This window comes from Clostridia bacterium, from assembly GCA_028698525.1.
Lineage (GTDB): Bacteria > Bacillota > Clostridia > JAQVDB01 > JAQVDB01 > JAQVDB01.
Window position 1 is genome coordinate 1 of sequence record JAQVDB010000021.1, and the last position, 20899, is coordinate 20899.

Here is a 20899-nt window from a genome sequence, read left to right on the forward strand (position 1 = left end):
TTGGACGGATCTTGCTCTATTTTTTTTCTCATCCTTCTAATATTTACATCAACAATCTTAGGATCTCCTACAAAATCATTTCCCCACACAAGGTCAAGCAACTCATCTCTGCTGAATGCCTTGCCCGACTCCTCCATAAACTTCTTTATCAAAAGATACTCCTTTGGAGTCAAGTTTAACTCTCTTTCATTTTTGTATACTTTCCGTGAATATGTATCTATCTTAAAAGGAGGATATTCGATAAACCGTTTTGACCTGCCAGAGCTTTGTTTTACCACTCTTCTCTCTAAAGCCTTAACCCTTAGTAATAGCTCTGTAGGGTTAAACGGCTTTATTATATAATCATCTGCTCCGTATTGGAGACCCATTATCTTATCCATATCCTGACTTCTTGCAGTGAGCATTATAATTCCTACCCGGGGAAGCTCTTGTCTCAATATCTCGCACACCTTGTATCCATCTATTCCTGGGAGCATTATATCCAAGACAACAATATCCGGCCTTTCTAGCCTGGCCTTCTCTAAAGCCTGTTCTCCTGTTTCAGCTTCAATAACAGTGTACCCTCCGCTCTTAAAGCTGAGCTTTAAAAACCCCCTTATACTGCTCTCATCCTCTACAATCAATATCTTGTTTCTCATATTGTCAACCTCAAAACCCTTCTTTGTTGCTTTTTATTCAGTATAGCATTTATTAATAAAAAACTCTAACCTTTTAAGTCAGAGTTTTGTTGGTAATTTAAACTAATTTGCATCCCGTTATTTTATAAAATACTGGCTAATCTTGCTGCTGGTATTCTTGCAATTTTTGTTGAAATAATTCTACATCTATGTCGTCTTCATCATACCCTTTATCATTATAGATGAAATCCTTCAATATCTTCGCATTCTGTTCAGCATCCATAAACAATACCCAACCCTTTTGGCCATATCTCCTTCCCCTACTGATCTCATTAACCGGAATCTGCAGCTGTTCAGGTGAAAATTCATCCATCTTACATGCAGTATAGGCTAGATCAGCCATATACTTAATGCTCATATTTGTTTGAACATAAGGCATAAATTTGGTTATCAGCGAGGGATATTTTGCAATGGGAACTTGTTTTAATTTTTCCGCCAACAGCAGTATAACTTTTCTCTGCCTTTCAGCTCTTTCAAAATCTCCATTCCCTACTTTTCTTATCCTAGTATAAGCTAATGTCTGAGTTCCATCTAAATTATGTACTCCAGGTCTGTCTAACAGGCTACTATCTTTATTCTGTTTATCCTTCAACTCGTTCATGTTATTCTTTATACATCTGTTCATCTCATTTACTTCGTAGTCCTTTATATCTACCTCTATTCCCCCTAATATATCCACCACTTCCACTAGCCCATAGAAATCAACTATTGCATAATTATCAAGCTTTATATCCAAGTTTTGTTCAATAGTATCCGTGAGCAGCTGAGGACCCCCAAAATAAAACGAATGGTTTATTTTTTGCGACGAATGGCCGGGTATATCTACATAAGTATCCCGCATTATGGAAGTAAGTTTTATTTTTTTATGCTGATTATCTACAGTAGCAATAATGATTGTATCTGAACGTCCACGGTCGTAGTCCTCCCTGCTATCAGTACCTATCAAAAGTATATTGGTTATTCCTTCAGTTTTATTGTATACTTGCTGGTCAGCATTGTCGTCTTTATCATGATCTTTATTTATAACACTTTCATCCTGCCTGGCTTGATCTGTAAAAGAACAAGAAACTGTACCTGTACAAAAAATACATATCATAACGGCAATTACAGCTATCCTAAAAATTAGACTATCAGGTTTAAACATATTGTCATCATCCCTCATTTCATAATTCAAAATACCGATAACCCTTACATCCTTCCACAATACAGGCTGAATTTAATATTTATCTTCTATAATACTAATATTATAGCAAATACATTGCAATCATTTGGTTACAAACAAATTACAAAAAAATTGCAAAAAAAAGAAGTAGACGATATAGTCTACTTTATATGAAGTTTAGGGTGGTCAATTTTATTTATGTGATTTAAATAAATCTTTAAACCATTGTATAAATCCTTTCTTTTCACTTTTCTCGTGATTACGATGATTTTGTACCTCTTTCTCCTGTTTTTTTATCTCCTCAGTCCTCATAACAAACTTTACTTTTCCTTCCATACCATCCCCAAGCTTTGTATATATATTATATGAATCAGAATATTCTTTGAGCTTATCTTTGACTTCCTTTAATTCATCCAATCCATCAATCTTTTTTTCTACTTCATCTTTGAGCTCCAGTACGCCTTCCTGATAAAACCTTTTCATGTTTTCATCCAGCTCTTTCATACCGTCACTTATCTTTATTGCTCCATCTTCAAGTTGTGTAGTAGAACCGGCTAATTTTTTGTTCCCGGCGCTGTATTGGTCAGCCCCTTTTCTTAATGCAGAAGTACCCGTGCTCAATCCATCCAATCCCTCTGCCAATTGATCAGATGCCATAGATAGTTGTCTTGCCCCTTCTACAAACTTAGATGAGCCTTGATTCAACTCATATGCACCACCGCTTATAGTTTCCGGTGCTCCAGCCATTTTTTGATACCCTGCCTTTAATTTAGATGCACCTGTTTTTAAACCTTTAGCACCTTCATCCATTTTATGCAGTTCTGGCATAGCGGATTGTATCCCTTTATCCAATTGGTCTAAACCACCATAGAGTTGTTTCTGACCTATGTGAAGCTGTCCTAACCCATTGCCTACTCCTGTAGAGGCCATTTCTAGCCCTTCCATATTTGAAATTATTTGCCCAATTCCGGAAACATCCATCCCCGCTGATTCCATCTGTAATTTCATCGATTCAAGTGCTTTTATTGTAGAGGATATACCTGCCGTCACCTGGGATTGTGTAGCTCTTAGCTGTCCTGCTTCGCTAGTTTGTTCTTTGAGTTCTCCTGCTCCCTGCTTTAGAGCACCAATGCTATCCACCATTCCGCCAGGTGCTGTTAAACTGCTTGAAAAATCAGTTACACCATTAGCAAATTCCGTAGCTCCTTTTGAAAAATCACCTGCACCTTGTACAAAATCACCTGCACCATTTGCAAACTTTTGAACACCATCCGATAAACCATCCACGCCTTTGCCTAATTTTGAGGCATTATCAGCTAAAATCTTGCCACCCTTAGAAATTTTCCTTGCACCATCACCGGCCTGTCCGGAACCGGTATCTATTTTTCCTATTCCAGCCTTTAATTCATCAAAAGCTGAATCCAACTTTCCAACACCATTTCCAAAATCCATTATACCGTCAACAAGTTGACCTTGCCCATCTGCCAGTTGACCTGTCCCATCTGCCAGTTTACCGGTTGCATCCTCCATTTGATCTATTCCATCGGTTAATTTATCAGTATTATCTCCCAATTCATCCAGATCCTCCGCATCGGGAATCTCTGATGCGATTGTCACCAGTATAGGGTCAAGTTCAAAATCCTGAGTTTCTGCCTTTATCTCCAATTGATCCGGAAGATCTAATATATCATCATATTCACCCAAGCTTTCCTTTAATCCCGGGAATGCTATATATGTTATTATCTGGTTGTTTGCTTCTGACACCATTCCGCCTGTATTTATCTGTATATTAGAAAACTTATCTACTGGAAGATTGACGACTGCAACAGCAGCAAATGGGGTATATAATCTTCTGTTCTCTCCATCTATGATGGTATTATGTGATAAATTGTTTTTGAATTTTAATGTAATATCCACATCCCCTGATTTACCTGCCAAATCTTTAGGACTGGTTATCCTTCCATCTAACTTGTATGTTATCTCTACATCTACCGGAAGAGGTTTGTCTGATTTTCCCTGGTAGAATATATCGCTGTTTTGGGATTCCCACTTCAAAATATCCCCGTCTATAATTGGCTGCTCCTCGCCTTTTATATTTTTTATATCCTTTAAATCGGATCGATCTTTTACATTTATCCCTTGGCCATCGGAATAAAGCCAGTCACTTACTATTATTTGTTCAACTTTACCTTCATTATTTAAATTTACATATACTGTTTCATCCTTAGTTACTTTTTCGGCTGCAAAAGCCATATTTGTAAAACAAAACGTTATAAGCAGTGTTATGCTTAATGTCTTTAGCATCTTTTTTGTGTTCATTATCAGTTCTCCTCTCTTTCTAAAGCAGTCAATGATGCTTTATTTCTCCAATACCTGCTGGTAACAGATATAAAGCTCTCTGTAGCTATCAGCACAGCAGGTAACAGCAATAATATTACAACCATACTTATTATAGCTCCCCTTGCTATCATGGTAGTCAAGCTGCTTGTTATTTCTATATCAGCAACAATTCCAACGCCTATCGTTGCCGCAAAAAATGTTAATCCACTTGTAACTATAGATTTAGCAGAATTTTTAAGGGTTATATACATGGCTTCGCCCTTTTTAAATCCATTTCTAATCTCTTCCCTAAACCTGGTAGTAAGCAATATAGCATAATCAACCGTTGCACCCAATTGTATACATCCTATAACTATGGATGAAATAAAGGGTATTGAAGTATTTGTGTAATAGGGTATTCCCATATTTATAAAAATTGCAAGCTCTATAGCGCTAACCAACATGATAGGTATAGATATTGAACCAAACAATAACATTATTATTACAAATATAGCTACTATAGAGGCTATATTTACGTTCCTAAAATCTATATCACAGACCTCAATCAAATCCTTGGTAAGGGCTCCTACCCCGGCTATAACATTTTCCTCATCATATGATTTTATTATATTATCCATATCCTCCAGCTGTTTGTTCAACTCATCGGAGGCAGCCTTATATTTTGAGTTTACTAACATAAGCTTATATCCATCGTTTTCAAACATATTCACAAATTTTTGAGGTATAAAACTTTTAGGAATACCGCTTCCAATATACTTATCATAGGATACCGCCTTTGTTATACCATCAAGCTGTTCTATCCTTTTTATCATTTGATTTACCTGATGAGAGGGGATGTCACCTTTGACGATCACCATATGGGTAGTCGTCATATTAAACTCTTCTTTCAGCTTATTCAAAGCCACCACCGACTGCATATCTTCAGGAAGGGACTTATCCAAATTATAATAAACTTCTGTGTTTGCCTGTCCGTATATAGCCGGAATGAATAATACTATAAATATTAAGAGTAATATCTTATAATTGTCTGTTACAAATTTGGCCATTTTATCGAATTTAGGCAAAATAGTCCCGTGGTTATATTTATGAATTGGTCCATCAAAAACCAAAATCAGTGCCGGCAAAACAGTTACAGTACAGATAACCCCTAATAATACGCCTTTTGCCATAACAATACCTATATCGCCCCCTAGTCTTAACTGCATGATAACCAACACAGCAAAACCAGCTATAGTCGTAAGGGAGCTGCCGGATACTGAAGATGCAGACGCCGAAATTGCCTTAGCCATGGCCTCTACTCTGTCATCGGTATTTTTCTTTTCTTCATCATACCTGTGAAACAAAAATATCGAATAATCCATTGTAACTCCCAACTGCAAAACAGCTGCCAAAGATTTTGTTACGTAGGATATCTCTCCCAAAAACACGTTTGTACCAAAATTATACATAATAGCAATTCCTATGGATGCAAGAAAAATGAATGGAATAAGCGTGGATTCAAGAGTAAGAGCTAAAACAATAATTGCTAATGCTACCGCCAAAGCTATGTATATGGGGGTCTCCTTATCTGCCAATGCTTTTGTGTCTTTGATTATTGAGGCAGCACCTGATAAAAAGCATTGCTTATCCATTATTTTCTCTATACCTTCTAGTGCATCCATAGTCTCTTTTGAAGCGGCTGGATACTCAAATTGTATAGTTACCAATGTAGAATTATCGCTGTAAAAAGTAGTCCTTATCTCTTCTGGCAGAAAATCTCCAGGTACCGATATATCTACAAAATCATCAATCCATGTAACACTTTCAACGCCTTCTACCTTTTCTATCTTCTCCTTGATAACCTGTACATCTTTATCTTCCATATCTTCTATAACTAGCATTCCAGTTGCAGCTTTAGAAAAAGTATTGTCCAACAACTCCTGACCTTTCATTGAATCCATATCTTCAGGCAGATATGTAAGCATATCATAATTGATACGCGTAATAGCCATCCCGTAAAATGAGGGGAAAAGCAGCAGTATAGCAATTATCAAAACCAGTATCCTGTTCTTGGATACAAACTTCCCAAACTTGTACATCATGCAATCATTCCTTCCGTCATGTCACTTTAGGTTTATTGAATCTATCTGTATTAGTTATATCTATTTGGAAGCAGATAGTAGGTACTTTTGCTTTTGAGAACATCACCTTAGGGGTTTTGGTCAATTGTGCTCTTGATTATTTTAAACAAAATAGGTTTCATCTCATCCATCTTAAATGGCTGTTCCAGCACTATGGCACTATAACACACTGAACCTATCATATCCACAATAATAAAAAGGACTTTCTTGGCATCTTCTATATCATAGCCCTTGCTGACCAAACCATTTATAAATTCATCAACAATATTGCTTATCTCAAGATAATTGTGCTGATCCTTTAAGGCTTTAGTAAACATCCCATACGATAAATCCTTATGAATTATCTTCAGCAAAATCTTGTTTTTCTTCAAATATTCTATTATGAAGTTGGTAAAATAAATTACCCTGTCTTCAAAATTAGAATGCTCCTCACTATGCGCCGCCTTGCTGGCTTCAACTATAACTTCTGTGCTCTTTTTCAAGATAATTAGATCAAGGATATCGTACTTGTCATTAAAATAAAGATAAAAGGTCCCTTTGGCTACACCTGCATTATTTACAATATCGCTTATAGTAGTGTTATTGATGCCCTTAGTTGTAAATAAATTGTACGCTGCTTCAAAAATTGCATTTCTTTTAAATCTTTTGTTCTCAAGCACCTTGCTGTTCTTCTCTTCCACAACTTCACCTCTTTTTCATGGCATTGACCAATAGTCATTTTTTAAACCAGATACAATTATATAACTAAAATGACCATTAGTCAATATTTTTTCATATAGATTGTTTGTTTTTTTTGATATATAATATTTTTAATATAAGAATATTGGGAGATGAGATAATGAAAGAATCTTTAGCATATATGAATGGAAAGTTTATTCCTCAGTCCGAATGCAGACTGCCAATATATGACCTGGGTATTGTAATCGGCGCTTCAGTAACAGACTTTTTAAGGACGTTTCACCAAAAACCTTTTAGGATGCAAGAACATGTAGAAAGGCTATATCGTTCTTGTAAATACACATACATACAACCTCCTGTTTCTATTGATGAGAGCATGGAAATATCTAAAAAGTTGATTGAACACAACAGCCGGCTCTGCCCTGGACAAGAGCTGGGGCTTGTATACTATGTAACTGCGGGGGAAAACCCTGTATATGCCGGTTCTGCAGGACTCACAGGGAATCTAACTCCTACCTATGTACAGCACACTTTCTCCTTACCGTTTTTCTTATGGAGAGACATATTCATCAAGGGGATACACTGCATAACTCCAGTAAATATGCACTGGCCTCCTCAATGTGTTTCATCCAAAATAAAGAACAGAAATAGAATTCATATGTGGGTAGGGGAACAGCAGGTACATTTAACAGATCCAAAAGCCATGCCTCTATATCTGGATATTAACGGCAACATAGCTGAAACAGGAGGCTCAAATTTCGTAATCTATAGAAATGGCAAGGTTATATCTCCCCGCAAAAATAATATTCTTTGGGGGGAAAGTCTCATATTCTTAACTGAATTGCTAGAAGAAATGAAAATACCCTTCGTACAAGAAGATATTCAAATATATGATGCAGTAAACGCAGAAGAAGCCTGGGTTCCCACCACGCCCTATTGTTTAGGCCCTGTTGTAAAAATAAACGGAATACAGATAGGCGACGGTAACCCTGGTCCTGTTTGGAGAAAAATAATATCCAAATGGAGCGAAAAAGTTGGAAAGGATATTTACAAAGAGATCACATTATCTGAAAAATAGATAGATATAAAATATGCACCAGATTTAATCTGGTGCATATTTTATATGCTTATACCGTATTTTATAAGTTCTATCAACTGCTTTTTCTCTTTCTCTATCTTTATCTCATCATCTTGTGCTAAACTTCTCATGCTATATGCTATAATCATATTAACAAATATATCGGCAGTAAATTCCTTGTCTATATCCTTTACCTTGTCTTCCTTCTGTCCCATGCGAAATATATCTATAATAATGCTTATCAATTGCTTTCTATATTGGGAAATGATGGACGACAGTCGTTCCTTTGTTTCACTCTTTAAATAAATACCTTCATTCCTCAATCTCATGATATGAGCAATTTTCATATTTTTATCTATCAACTTTGAATTAATATTTACAAAAGCATCTATCTTGCCTTCAAAATCTGATTTTATTCCTATTTCGCTTTCTATAAGATCAAAACATTTAGCAAAATTACATTTCACCACTTCTACAAAAAGTTCTTCTTTACTTTTAAAATATTCGTATATAGTGCCTTTTCCTACTTCAGCAGTCTCTGCTATATCGGATATACTTGCATTATAAAAGCCCTTTTTGCTGAAAGTTTTAGTTGCAGCATTTAATATGATTAATCTTTTACCTTTGTCTTTTGTCACCAAATTTTCCCCCTCTATTTACCTGTCTTAAACTTGATTGCTATATCATCAAATAAAGTATATATAACAGGAACTATTATAAGAGTCAATACTGTAGACAGTATGAGACCTCCTATAATGCTGATGGCTAATGGTCTCTCCAGTTCAGCCCCTTCTCCTATCCCCAATGCAAGGGGAAGCAACCCCAGCACTGTGGTAAGGGTGGTCATCAATATAGGTCTTAATCTGGCAGGCCCGGCTTCCAATATGGCAGCAGTTCTGTCATTTCCTGCTTCTCTCAGCTGGTTGATATAATCGACTAAAACTATTCCGTTGTTCACCACTATCCCTGCCAAAACAATCATACCTAGCAAACCTGGTACACTCAACGCCTGACCTGTCAAAAAAAGCGCTAAAAAAGCACCGGTTAAAGCCAAAGGAACTGAGAACATTATTGTAAAAGGATAAACCAGGGATTCAAACTGGGAGGCCATTATCATATATACCAATATTATCCCCAACAAAAGTGCCTTGCTCAAATCTTCAAAGGCTTGCTGGAGCTGCTCACTCTCGCCCCCTACATATAAGCTGTACCCTTCAGGTAATCTATAACTTTCCAATTGTTCTTCAATATCTTTAACAACACTCCCTAAATCCCTCTGTTTGATAGAAACTGAAACCTTTACAACCCTAGTCTGACCCTCTCGTTGTATTTGAATAGGTCCTTTTTCGCCATATATATCTGCAATATTTTTTAGCGGTACAGTCATACCTAGGGGTGATTGTACAGGCAAATTTTCTATATCATTTAAATCGAGATGATCTTTGTTTTCAACCTGCACTCTCACATCCATTTCTCTGCCACCTGTTTTATATCTAGTTGCTACATTTCCCTGTAAAAATCCCTGAACAGTGGAAGATACCAACGCAACATTTATTCCGTATTGTGAGGCCCTTTCTCGGTCCAGCACTATTCTAAATTCTGGACTCCCCTCTTCAAAACCACTCTCTACTTCTGCTACTCCTTCAACCTTCCTTGCTATATCTGCCACATCAAATGATATGTCTCTCAAAATATCAAGATTGTCTCCTTCTATAGCTATCGAAATAGGTGCACCCGAAATCCCGCCGGTAGCATTGGCCATCATTGAACCACCTGCATCCACCTTTACCTCCGCCCCAGGGATTTGAGCAACTTTTCCCCTTATTTCTTGAGCAATATCCTGGGTACTTCGATTTCTATCTTTAATAGGCTTTAGATTTACAGTTATACTACCGTTATCTCCGGCTGAAGGCGTATAGCCTGCAAACATTTCATTTCCTCCTACACTGCTGGCTACAATATCTGCCTCAGGTATGGAATATACTACATCCTCTATCTCTTTCACGGTATTTACAGTCTCATCATATTTTGTTCCCTTGGGCATATTGACAGTAATACTAATCTGCCCTTGATCTACAGTTGGAAAAAATTCCGACCCAATGAAAAATGCAGAGAGCAAAGATGCCACAAAAACTCCCATAGCTATGAAAACTACGGCTGCCCTATGTTGTATAGACCAATTTAATAAGTTATGATATTTCTGGTTTATATATTCTAAAACCCTATTTTTCCTCTCCTGAGAATTTTTGTTGGTAAGAAGCTTTGAAGAAAGCATGGGAACAAGGGTTAAAGCTACAACTAAAGATGTAATCAAAGAAAAGGTCACAGTCAATGCCATCTGCTTGAATATCTCTGCCGTTATACCCTGAACAAAAACTATTGGTATAAAAACACTTATAGTTGTAAGGGTAGAAGCAGTAATAGCCATGGCCACTTGACTGCTTCCTTCTTTAGCAGCATCCATCATTCCAAATCCTTCCTGCCTCATCCTATATATGTTTTCCAAAACAACAATAGAATTATCTACCAACATGCCTACACCCAGAGCAAGTCCCCCAAGGGATATAATATTCAAAGTTGTTTCAGAATAATATAGCAAAATAAAAGTACCTATAACTGATATAGGTATAGACGTAGCGATGATCAATGTAGGTGCAATATCTTTCAAAAACACCAATAGAATCAGTATAGCAAACAGACCGCCTATCAATGCACTCTTTGCAACAGAAGAGATAGAAAGATTGATAAACTCTGCTTGGTCCAGCACAGTTGTGATGTTAACGTTGCTATACTCTTGAATTATCTTTTCTATCTCCTGGTTAACCTTTTCAGATACTTTAACAGTATTAGCATCGCTCTCCTTCTGTATAAAGACGCTTATGCTATCCTCTCCATCTATCTTTGAATAAGCAACCTTCTGTTTGTCTGCATACTTTACTTGACATAAATCTTTGAGCAAAAACTTAGTGCCACTTTGCGTGACCACAGGCAAATTTTCTATATCTTCTAGGCTCTCAAACTCTCCAGTTGTCCTGACTAAAAGGTCATACTGCCCTTCGGTAATCATTCCTCCGGGAGCATTTATGTTTTCCATACGGATGGCATTTACAACCTGCTCAAGGGATATATTGTTAGCAGATAACCTATCAGGATCTACAATAACTTTTACCTCTTTTTCTGTACCACCTGCTAAACTGATGGAAGCCACACCATCCAATCTTTCGATACGAGGTTTTAATACATCCTCTACCCAAAGCCTAGTAGTATTCATATCCTCTCCAGTCTTTGATACACCAAAAGATATAATTGGAAGCATATTTGGATCTAATTTTAAAACTATAGGTGAACTTATACCCTCGGGAAGCATCCCCTCTATTAAATCTAATTTTTCCCTCATCTCAAGGGTGGCGAAATCCATATCAGTTCCATTATTGAATTCAAGTATTACTATAGAATTCCCTTCCGATGATATGGAATTGATTTTCTTTACATTGCTCACAGTGGCCATAGTATTTTCTATATTCTTGGTTACAATCTCTTCTACCTCTTTAGGCCCTGCACCGTTATAACCTGTAGATACTGCAGCAACAGGAATATTTATATTAGGAAGTAAATCAACATTTAATCTCGTAAGCGAAACAACACCCAAAAGAATTATTATCAACATTATCATAGTGATAGTAACCGGGCGCTTTATACTGAATTCTGATAGCTTCACTAGTCTTCACCCCGGACAATTTTAATTTTAGCACCGTCACTCAAAAAATCTTTACCCTTAGTAATAACTTTTTCTCCCCCATTTAAGCCTGATAAAATTTCTACATATTCTTGATCTTGTATTCCGATTTCCACCTGCACCTTCTTGGCTCTATCACCATCTATAATAAATACAAATGAATTTCCTGCTTGATCTAATATACTCTTTTTAGGAACTGCTATACAATCCTTTTTCTCATCAACTTTGATACTGGTCTTTGCAAACATACCGGATTTAATAATTCCATCTGGATTGTCTATTTTTATACAGGCAGGATAAGACTGAGTCTTAATATCCAAAGTAGGACTTATATAATCTATCACACCTGATACACTTGAATCATCCAATGCCTCAATGACAACATCAACCTTTTGCCCCTCTTCTACCTTGTTTACCTCGAATTCAGTCAAGTTTACATCCAAAGTAACTTCACTGGCATCTACTACAGTTGCAGGAGGCATATTTTGAACTGCCATCTCCCCTTTTTCCACTGTCAGGCTGGCTACTATCCCATCTATCGGCGATTTAAGCTTTAAATTATCTCCTGCACTTTCGGCCATATCCACCCCTATCTTTGCCTGTTCCAATTGGGCATCAAAGGCTTTCTGCTGTATAGGAGTCAGCTTCAGCTTTGATTCTAATTCTATCTTTGCTCCTTCAAGTTCTGCTTTTTTGCTCAATAACTGCTGTCTCCCATTAACCATTCCCGATAAATTAATAGCATTTCCTGCCGCCATTCCCCCAGATATATCCCCTAGATATTGCTTATACTCATCTGGTACGTTATTTTGTATGTATTTAGTCAACTCTTGCTGAAATTGCTGTTGGGTTATCTCGCCTTTCTGCAATTGTTGTGATAATTTAGATAGCTGGCTAGAAACCTTTTCGGTCACTTGATCCATCTTTTTTATCTGACTGTCTATTTCACCGATAGCTTTATCAAGGTTATTCTTTTGCGCTGCCAATTCATCCAATTGTTTTTTGGATAGCTGGATATTTGCACTAGCAGCGTCATAAGCAGCTTGGGCCTGTTTTATCTGCATATCTACGTCGCTGCCCTCCAACTCTATCAGCACCTCACCTTCTTTTACTGCCTGACCTACTTTTACATTGACCTTCTTTACCGGACCGGGAATCTTGGGCACAACCATTATCTCCTTACCGGCCTCCAACTTACCGGACAGCTCTTTGGCTACTTGTATATCTTTCAGCTGTACCTCTTCTATTTCAACAGAAACAGCATCTGTTCCGCCTTCTTCCTGCCCTTCATCACCCTGTTTTTTGATACCGCATGATGTCAATACAAAAATCAGCATACAAAAAACAACAATGATGAGTATGCTATTTCTTATCCACCTTTTCACTGATTATCATCCTCCTTTGACTGAATGTTCGGTCACCAAACATTTTATACTTGATTCCATACACTGTCAATAAAAAAAATAGAGTGACAAGGGGACGTTTCGTTTGACACAGTTTTTCTAAAACTGTGTCAAACGAAACGTCCCCTTGTCACGATGCAGCAAACATAACAATATTCTATTCTTTATATACATCCCAGTATACCAATTCGTCCATATCTTTTCTCTTAGTTTGATGGCGGTTCACATCTACCTGGTCTGCAGGATAACCTAGGGGCAAAAGCACGATAGGTTCAAGATTGTCAGGTAATTCAAGCAATTGATGGCATTTCTTTGCATCAAATGCACATATCCAACAGGTACCCAAACCTAATTCTGCAGCAGCTAGAGTCATATGATCCACTGCTATTGCAACATCCACATCACAGTGATCTTTGCCATCCCCCCTGTGCCAAGATTTATCATGATCACCACATGCTACTATAATAACAGGGGCCTGCAAAATCCAATCCCTCTTATATGTAACAGAAATCTTTTTCCTCATATCATCATCCTGTAAAACTACAAGCTTAACAGGTTGAAGGTTGGCAGCTGAAGGAGCAATTCTCGCCGCTTCCAACACCTGCTGCAATTTTTCCAGCTCTACAGGCTGATCCTTATATTTTCTAGTAGAATATCTTCTTTTAGCTAAATCAATAAAAAACATTATATATACCTCCCTATTTTTTATTATAGTCGATAGCTTACAAGACAAAACAGAATAATTTTATAATAAAAAGGTGAATACTAATAAAAGCAATAAAAGGATGGTGGAAATGAGAAAATCCACAAATTATGTCATACTACTTTTGCCCTTGAGTTTAGTAATATCATATTTAGCCACATATATACCCGAAAAAGTGGAAATTATATACTCGACTGTCATGTTCAGATTTTTCAGCCAAATCCTCAATTATTTCAACGCTTTTTTCTCTATTTCTCTAGCAGAATTATTCATCATTTTTTCTATTATCTATTTTTTAATACGCATTGTCGATATCATTAAACTGACCAAAAAATATGAGATATTGACTTTGGCAAGAAATGGGGCAATTATAGTAAGTATTCTATATTTTTTATTTATCATGCTATGGGGTTTAAACTATCACCGCCTTCCATTTTCCCAAATGGCCCAACTGAACACCAGCTCTCCTTCCATAGAAGAGCTGGAAGTTGTATGCCATAAACTAGCTGATGATGCAAATAACCTAAATAAAACAATGGAGCCAAAGCAAAAATCCTATAATGTGTTTACACGGGCTCAAAAAGGGTATCAAATTATATCAAAAACTTATCCTGAATTAACAGGCAAATATACTAGAGCCAAGAAAGTGATATTATCTGATGTATTGTCCTATATGGGCATATCAGGATTTTACTTTCCCTTTACAGGAGAAGCCAATATCAATACCAATATTCCCCCCTGTACCCTACCCTCCACCGTATGCCATGAAATGGCACATCAAAGAGGGATCGCACGGGAAGATGAAGCCAACTACATCTCATATTTGGTATGTACAAACCACCCTGACCCTGATTTTAAATATTCCGGTACCTTATTGGCTTTGATATACTGTTCTGCTGAATTACGAAAACATTCCCTTGACAAATATTATGACCTGAATAAAAAATATAACTATAATCTAATGGAAGACCTCCGCTCGATAAATAAATTTTGGAGCAAATATCAAGGACCTATAGAAAAAATATCCTCAAACATAAATGATGCATATCTTAAATCTAACATGCAAAATAAGGGAATAAAAAGCTACGGTGAGATGGTAGATCTTGTGATAGCAGAATATAGAAAAACCAAGTCACCATAAATACCAGCTCCCTTATCCTTGTACGTGTTTAATCACATTTTGTACAAAAACATTGGTCCCTTGTTCCACGCCTAAATTATCGGCAACAGAACCACATTTTGCTTTCAATATGAAAAAGGTTTTGTCCCCTGCTCTACTTTCGCCTTCTAGCGATTCGTAATTTGCCTGACCTTTAGCTATTATGATATCCGCACTATCAAATGTATCGAGAAACTCATCTGAACATTTTTCAAATATAGTACCGCAAAACTCATTGCCATTCGTTATAACTTTAGCTATCTTATCCATACCCGACTGATATACATCCTCCATAGTAGCATCATTCAGTATAGGTTCTTCTTTTACAGCATAGATTGTCTCTTTCCCCAGCTTATTCAGCTCTTCAACCAATAGCTTATCAAAAACTATTTCGCCGCTATTATCGCCGATTATCAATATAGTATACCCATCTTTCAACATATCTTTAAACTTATCATAATCACAGATGCCAAAATCTATATTCAAGGCATCATGGATAGCTCCATGTATGTCATAATCCCTGATAATTCCCATATCGATTATATTGCCGGCGACCGCCATCTGAAATGAAGTAAATAATGGGTCTTCAGATTTATCCACTGTATCTTTTAATTCATCGTATATGCTCAATGCCAGCTCATTGGATTCCCTCTTGGCTTCTTTATAAGGATCACTATTGCCCATAAGCTCACATGCACGCTGCAATACCAGAGATGTATTCTCCCCCGGAGTTTTATCATAATTAAGCTTAGGCAACTCCTTTATTATCTCTGCCATAAATTCTTTCTGCTTTTGTTCATCTACCTTACCTACCAGAAAAGTAGAAATAGCCTGATTTAAATAACAGGGTAAACACTCAACTCTTTGTCTCATTTTTGTCATTCCTTTCATCTCTTCATATATATATGCATAAAGCACTGAATCTAAAATAACATCTAAATCTATAACATTTATATCATATTAGTAAAACTTACATAGAAAATAAGTAGACTGCTTATAAATATTCGACTTAAATCTAAAAATTGTTTTTTATGTTATACATATTTATCACTGCTATCAATGATTATATTTGTTTTATAACACGTTTTCAAGTATATGCAGTCAGCTTTCATCCCACAAACTTCCATTAATACTTCCATTTTATATTAATTGCTCTTATAATATAAAGTATATAAAAAATACATAGGGAGAGATAGATAAAATGCCTACCAAAGATAATTTTAAAAAAATAATAACAGCTATACTGGTAGTACTAGGAATCATATTGATATTTAAATATACAGATTTAGGAGAATGGCTGACTTTAGAAGGCTTTCAAAGGAATAAAAATTTCATGAAGGAGTACATGTCTGAACACTATCTTATCAGCGTTATAATATATATATTATTTTATACATTTGTAGTATCTTTCTTTTTCCCAGGCGCTACAGTCACACTGATCGCAGGAGGATTTCTATTCGGAACTGTTCCTGCTATGGTGTATTCGATAATAGGAGCTACCATAGGAGGAACATTGAGCTTTCTGTTTTCACGTTATATAATAGGTAGCTGGATTCAAAAAAAATACAGAGATAAATTCAAAAACATAAATCAAAAAATTAAGGAAAATGGAAAAAATTATGCACTTACCCTACGCTTTGTACCCGTGTTACCTTTTTTTATGATCAATCTTCTGTTCGGAATCACACCTTTACCTTTAGGCACCTTTGTATGGACAACTGCTGTAGGTGTGATACCCGGTATTTTTGTATGTGCCAATGCAGGAGATACCATAAGCAATATAAATTCCATGAGCGATGTTTTTACTCCCAGAACATATGCTACACTTGTAATTTTTGCAGCCTTTGCACTGCTACCTGTATTGCTCAACAAGAAAAAACAGAACTGACCATTGCCTATCTACAATCTTATAACCTGTACATCCATGGCTGATGATAGCATATTCAACAACCATTCATGACAGGTAATCAAAAATACCTGGCGGCTATTAGAAAGAGCGTCTAGCAGCTTAACTCCGTTTTCCGCTCTTACTTCATCCCAATTGACAAATACATCGTCCAAAATAACAGGTAAACTCTCCCCTTCCGGGTCCAGATGTTCAGCCATGGCAAGCCTCAAAGCAAAATAGATTTGTTCAAGGGTACCTCTGCTCAGGTTCTTTTCCCCTACCTCCAATATACGATCATTCTGACACAACCTTACCTGCAAACCCTGTTTAGAAGATGCATCTTGTGCATAAATCCTGTCATATCTTCCTCCCGTTATCAGTTCTATATATTTACCGGATTTTTTTAAAACATCAGGCTGGTGCTCCTCTCTGAAACGTTTCTGTGCCTCAATAATTATATTCTTGGCAAGGATAAACCGATCCCTTTGAAAGGTCACATCATCAAGTCTATCCTTTAGATGGGATATTTCTCCTTCTATTTCATCCAAGGTTTTATTCTGTAAGCCGTGCTCTATCTCCTTTTTTAAAGTTCCTATTCTGTTATTTATATGATTTATCTCTTGCTCGATCTTTTCTCTGTCTATCTTACACTTTTCTATCCTTCTCTGATCAATAAAAACATCTTTTTTATGCTGATAAAGCTCTTTTATATCTTGCAAGTCATCATATTCACCCTCCAACTCCTGAATGAGCATGTATGCTTGCTGCCTACATTTTCTTCTACTTAAAATATTATCTATCTTATCTTCTATATCTATTCCTTTCATCTTATTTATACAATTTAAAAGGGCTTTTTTAGCCTGTTGGGTTTCCTTCAATTGCTCATCTAGTTTTCCTATTTCCCTGCCCATCTCATCAATCTCTATTCGTGCATCATGGACTAGCCTGTAATACTTTCTAGCTTGTTGCAAGTTTTGTTCTAAAAAATCGATATCTTTAAGCATATCACCGGTTGTATCGCCGATATGGAACTGATCATAAAGATTAGATATGCTGATACTATAATGGCCTAATCTGCCTTCAATCTCTTGAATGCTGTTTCTCATATCTGTATATCTCGAAATCAAGTTTTTTAAAACACTCACATCCATGATAATATTTTCATCAGGATATTCCAATCTCTGTGATTCGATAGGGATATCCTTCAATTCCCTCTTTATCTTGGATAACAGCTGGCTTTTTTTATCCTCTATTTTACATAGCTGATCCTGCATCATCTTTTCCGGGCTTTTATTAAATCTGCGTCTTTTCAGAAATATCCAGCCTGTATAAGACGTAGCACCTAAAAGCATTACCAATGCAAATAGAAAATCCAAAGAATGCTGCGGTGAAATAATCAATCCTACAAAGCCGGAAAGCAGTATAACAAAAGATATCCAAGGTGTAAGCTCTTTCTTTTCTAGTCTCTGCATGGATTGCAGCTTTTGATGCTGATATTGTTCATCTAGTTTTCTATACAGTGACACAAAAGACTTTAGTTGTGCCATATCCACGCCTTCAATATCCTCTTCCAACCCTTGCTTCCATCCGCCTACCAGTGTCTCAGATGCTTTATCCATCAGCAATGATTCTGTTTTTGCAGTTTCTACCTCTAATCTGTTTTTTTCATTTAAATAATACTTTATCTGCTCGTATGACCTTATCAAGGTCATTATTTCATGTTCTCTATCCAAAATACGTCGATGCTGGTTTGAAAAAACCTCTGCTTCCTGTTTGAGCTGTCTGAGACGAAAATCGCATTGTTCTTTGCTTTTAATGATATCATTTATTGTATCATCCAATTGTTTGATATAGCTTTTAGCATCATCCGGTACACCATCAAACTCTTGTATGCCATCTGATTCAGATAACAAGCTATCAATACGCTCTAATTTCCTGAAGGCTGGATTAAGCCTTTCATATTTGTCAATATACGATATTATATAATCTTTTTGCTCATACATCTTTTCCAACTTTTGTTCCAGATGGTCCAACTCTTTTTGATCAGCCCTGATCTTTCGTTCATTTTCCAATGCGACACTTTTCTGCTCCATCAATCCATCCAGCTGTTTGCATATCATCTTTGATTCAGGCTTTCCTCTTCTGTCTGAACGCCACAACGTATTTGCCTGCTGTTCCAGTTCCGATAAGACATCGACAACCGGTCTTATAAATGAGCAAAACTCTCCCCCCAACAACTGATCCTGCATCATCTCCCAGGTCTTGCTTTTGGGCATACACATATTATCAATATCAAGAGTATATACCTGTTCAAACACCTTCCTGGGCAAACCCCTTACATATTCAAGGGATTTATTTGAAATATCTACGCTTTTATCATCCGATATTATGGTGCCTGATGCAACGCTCTGAAGCCTTCTTATCACATCCAGCCTTTTCCCGTAGGACGTCTTAATTCGTGCTTGACAAAATGCCTTGCTCTCATCCCAGGGCACATAGGGATTGTTGTCTCGGCTAGCAGGACTAAAACCATACAGGATTGTGGTCATCAAATTGAATATAGTGGTTTTACCCGATTCATTAAGTCCGAATATTACAACAAGACCTTCATCTAGATGAGGTGTTTGCCAATCTCTTAAACATCCAAATCTTTCAGCTTTTATAGTTTCAAATATCATAATTCATCCTCCAAAACCATTCGAGAGGCTATCTCATAATCCAATCCTTTCATCAGTTGCCGTAAATATTCTATCACCGAGTCATCATCGGTACTTGGACATCCTCCCAGATCATCTGGCTTTAACTTCAGCAACAGACTGTGATCAGATTCTGCATCTTTCAATAAATCAAGGACTGTGCCCAACAGATGAGGCTGTCCAATGAACTGGCTGACATCTATTGAGGGAGTCAGTCTATCCACTAAAAATTCCACATATTGTGCATCGGTAAACAGCTTCACATAATCACACAGGCTCTCTAGATTGTCCCTGTCCTTCAATTCCTCATGTAAGCTACAGGGTCCTTCAAGATTTATCCTTAAAAATAAATGTTGGGCACTGTCATACATATCGACTACATCCTGCAGTGAATCCCGTATATGATTTTCCAGCTGACTCAAGGTTTCTATCTTTTCCAAATCATCTATAGTCACTACCTCCCATAATACCGGAGAAAGTGGATGAAAATCCGTGTGCACCATCCTGTTATCATCTATATCCACCAAATATGCCCCTTTCCAACCTCTTTCCACCGGGTTTCTGCCTGATATGTTGCCCGGATATATTATAAACGGGTTGCGGGAAATCTCCAGTCGGGTATGAACATGCCCTAACGCCCAATAATCGTAACCTTTTTCCATCATATCACTTATGGAACAAGGGGCATACCTCTCATGTTGATCTGAACTTTTCTGACCTGTGACCAGAACATGTGCAATCCCAACATGGGGTATATCTTGTGAATCACGATCAGGAAATCTCTTTATTAAATTTTGAAATTCTTTTTTATGGGAATGCCCCACCCCTGTCACCAGACCGATGACTTTTCCACTTTTATCTTTAATCTGATGAGTGACGGGCATATCATCATCGAATATTATGATATTGGAAGGCCACTGAATATTTCTCATCTTATAACTTTGACCATAAGGATCATGATTCCCGGGAGAATAGAATGTTATAATATTTTCATCCTTCAATTTGTCTAACTGGTCGAGCAAAAATTTTTCTGTAGCAAAACTCAATGTATTGTTATCGAACAGGTCCCCTGATATCAGAACCGCATCTACCTCTTGTTGTACCGCTAGCTCAATTCCTGCAGCAAATGCATTCTTTATAGAATCTTTTAATAGTTTTCCAGTGTTTTTATCACTGCTATAAAACGGAGTATCCAGGTGAATATCTGCCATATGTACGAATTTTAACCCCATACCATTACCCCTCTTTCTTTAAAATAA

General features: G+C 36.9%; 15 protein-coding genes. 3 read left to right on the forward strand and 12 right to left on the reverse strand.

Going from position 1 to position 20899, the window contains the following annotated elements; translation table 11 throughout:
- The 5 genes from PHP06_04470 to PHP06_04490 all read right to left on the reverse strand — a co-directional run.
- A partial coding sequence (locus PHP06_04470; GenBank protein ID MDD3839810.1) for a response regulator transcription factor occupies positions 1–638 on the reverse strand: 638 nt, incomplete at its 3' end.
- Positions 639–774: 136 nt separating this feature from the next.
- Positions 775–1821: an LCP family protein gene (locus PHP06_04475; GenBank protein MDD3839811.1), complete on the reverse strand. Its 1047-nt coding sequence runs from the start codon at positions 1819–1821 to the stop codon at positions 775–777.
- A 210-nt stretch (positions 1822–2031) separates the two neighbouring features.
- Entirely contained in the window at positions 2032–4158 is a 2127-nt protein-coding gene (locus tag PHP06_04480) for a hypothetical protein (protein MDD3839812.1), read from the reverse strand.
- 2 nt (positions 4159–4160) lie between these two features.
- Positions 4161–6257 (reverse strand): MMPL family transporter, encoded by a 2097-nt coding sequence (locus PHP06_04485; GenBank protein MDD3839813.1) that lies wholly within the window; start codon positions 6255–6257, stop codon positions 4161–4163.
- A gap of 110 nt (positions 6258–6367) precedes the next feature.
- Positions 6368–6979, reverse strand: a complete 612-nt coding sequence (locus PHP06_04490; protein ID MDD3839814.1) for a TetR/AcrR family transcriptional regulator — start codon at positions 6977–6979, stop codon at positions 6368–6370.
- A 158-nt stretch (positions 6980–7137) separates the two neighbouring features.
- On the opposite strand from PHP06_04490, the gene PHP06_04495 reads away from it, so the two are divergent.
- Positions 7138–8055 (forward strand): aminotransferase class IV, encoded by a 918-nt coding sequence (locus PHP06_04495; protein ID MDD3839815.1) that lies wholly within the window; start codon positions 7138–7140, stop codon positions 8053–8055.
- A gap of 41 nt (positions 8056–8096) precedes the next feature.
- Here PHP06_04495 and PHP06_04500 read toward each other — a convergent pair whose 3' ends face one another.
- From PHP06_04500 to PHP06_04515, 4 genes are all read right to left on the reverse strand, one after another.
- Complete coding sequence (locus tag PHP06_04500; GenBank protein MDD3839816.1) at positions 8097–8693, reverse strand: TetR/AcrR family transcriptional regulator; 597 nt, start codon at positions 8691–8693, stop codon at positions 8097–8099.
- Positions 8694–8707: 14 nt separating this feature from the next.
- Entirely contained in the window at positions 8708–11773 is a 3066-nt protein-coding gene (locus PHP06_04505; protein MDD3839817.1) for an efflux RND transporter permease subunit, read from the reverse strand.
- Entirely contained in the window at positions 11773–13176 is a 1404-nt protein-coding gene (locus PHP06_04510) for an efflux RND transporter periplasmic adaptor subunit (protein MDD3839818.1), read from the reverse strand. Before PHP06_04510 ends, PHP06_04505 begins: the two co-directional genes overlap by 1 nt.
- A gap of 175 nt (positions 13177–13351) precedes the next feature.
- Positions 13352–13879, reverse strand: a complete 528-nt coding sequence (locus PHP06_04515; GenBank protein MDD3839819.1) for a nitroreductase family protein — start codon at positions 13877–13879, stop codon at positions 13352–13354.
- Between the two features lie 217 nt (positions 13880–14096).
- Between PHP06_04515 and PHP06_04520 the strand changes: the two genes are divergently transcribed.
- The gene (locus tag PHP06_04520) at positions 14097–15038 is read left to right on the forward strand and encodes a DUF3810 domain-containing protein (GenBank protein ID MDD3839820.1); all 942 of its coding nucleotides are present in this window, start codon (positions 14097–14099) and stop codon (positions 15036–15038) included.
- A gap of 12 nt (positions 15039–15050) precedes the next feature.
- On the opposite strand, the gene PHP06_04525 is transcribed toward PHP06_04520, so the two are convergent.
- Positions 15051–15938: an ARMT1-like domain-containing protein gene (locus PHP06_04525; protein ID MDD3839821.1), complete on the reverse strand. Its 888-nt coding sequence runs from the start codon at positions 15936–15938 to the stop codon at positions 15051–15053.
- A 319-nt stretch (positions 15939–16257) separates the two neighbouring features.
- Between PHP06_04525 and PHP06_04530 the strand changes: the two genes are divergently transcribed.
- Entirely contained in the window at positions 16258–16944 is a 687-nt protein-coding gene (locus PHP06_04530; protein ID MDD3839822.1) for a TVP38/TMEM64 family protein, read from the forward strand.
- An 11-nt stretch (positions 16945–16955) separates the two neighbouring features.
- Here the strand turns inward: PHP06_04530 and PHP06_04535 are convergent, their stop codons facing one another.
- Entirely contained in the window at positions 16956–19622 is a 2667-nt protein-coding gene (locus PHP06_04535) for an AAA family ATPase (protein ID MDD3839823.1), read from the reverse strand.
- Entirely contained in the window at positions 19619–20872 is a 1254-nt protein-coding gene (locus PHP06_04540; protein ID MDD3839824.1) for a DNA repair exonuclease, read from the reverse strand. The genes PHP06_04535 and PHP06_04540 overlap by 4 nt, the downstream gene beginning before the upstream one ends.
- Positions 20873–20899 lie beyond the last annotated feature (27 nt).

Bases quoted from the DNA above. Each gene is read 5' to 3' on its own strand.
- PHP06_04515 (MDD3839819.1), bottom strand. From the start codon at position 13,879: ATGTTTTTTATTGATTTAGCTAAAAGAAGATATTCTACTAGAAAATAT.
- PHP06_04535 (MDD3839823.1), bottom strand. From the start codon at position 19,622: ATGATATTTGAAACTATAAAAGCTGAAAGATTTGGATGTTTAAGAGAT.
- PHP06_04525 (MDD3839821.1), bottom strand. From the start codon at position 15,938: ATGACAAAAATGAGACAAAGAGTTGAGTGTTTACCCTGTTATTTAAAT.
- PHP06_04540 (MDD3839824.1), bottom strand. From the start codon at position 20,872: ATGGGGTTAAAATTCGTACATATGGCAGATATTCACCTGGATACTCCG.
- PHP06_04480 (MDD3839812.1), bottom strand. From the start codon at position 4,158: ATGAACACAAAAAAGATGCTAAAGACATTAAGCATAACACTGCTTATA.
- PHP06_04475 (MDD3839811.1), bottom strand. From the start codon at position 1,821: ATGTTTAAACCTGATAGTCTAATTTTTAGGATAGCTGTAATTGCCGTT.
- PHP06_04495 (MDD3839815.1), top strand. From the start codon at position 7,138: ATGAAAGAATCTTTAGCATATATGAATGGAAAGTTTATTCCTCAGTCC.
- PHP06_04485 (MDD3839813.1), bottom strand. From the start codon at position 6,257: ATGTACAAGTTTGGGAAGTTTGTATCCAAGAACAGGATACTGGTTTTG.
- PHP06_04520 (MDD3839820.1), top strand. From the start codon at position 14,097: ATGTTCAGATTTTTCAGCCAAATCCTCAATTATTTCAACGCTTTTTTC.
- PHP06_04530 (MDD3839822.1), top strand. From the start codon at position 16,258: ATGCCTACCAAAGATAATTTTAAAAAAATAATAACAGCTATACTGGTA.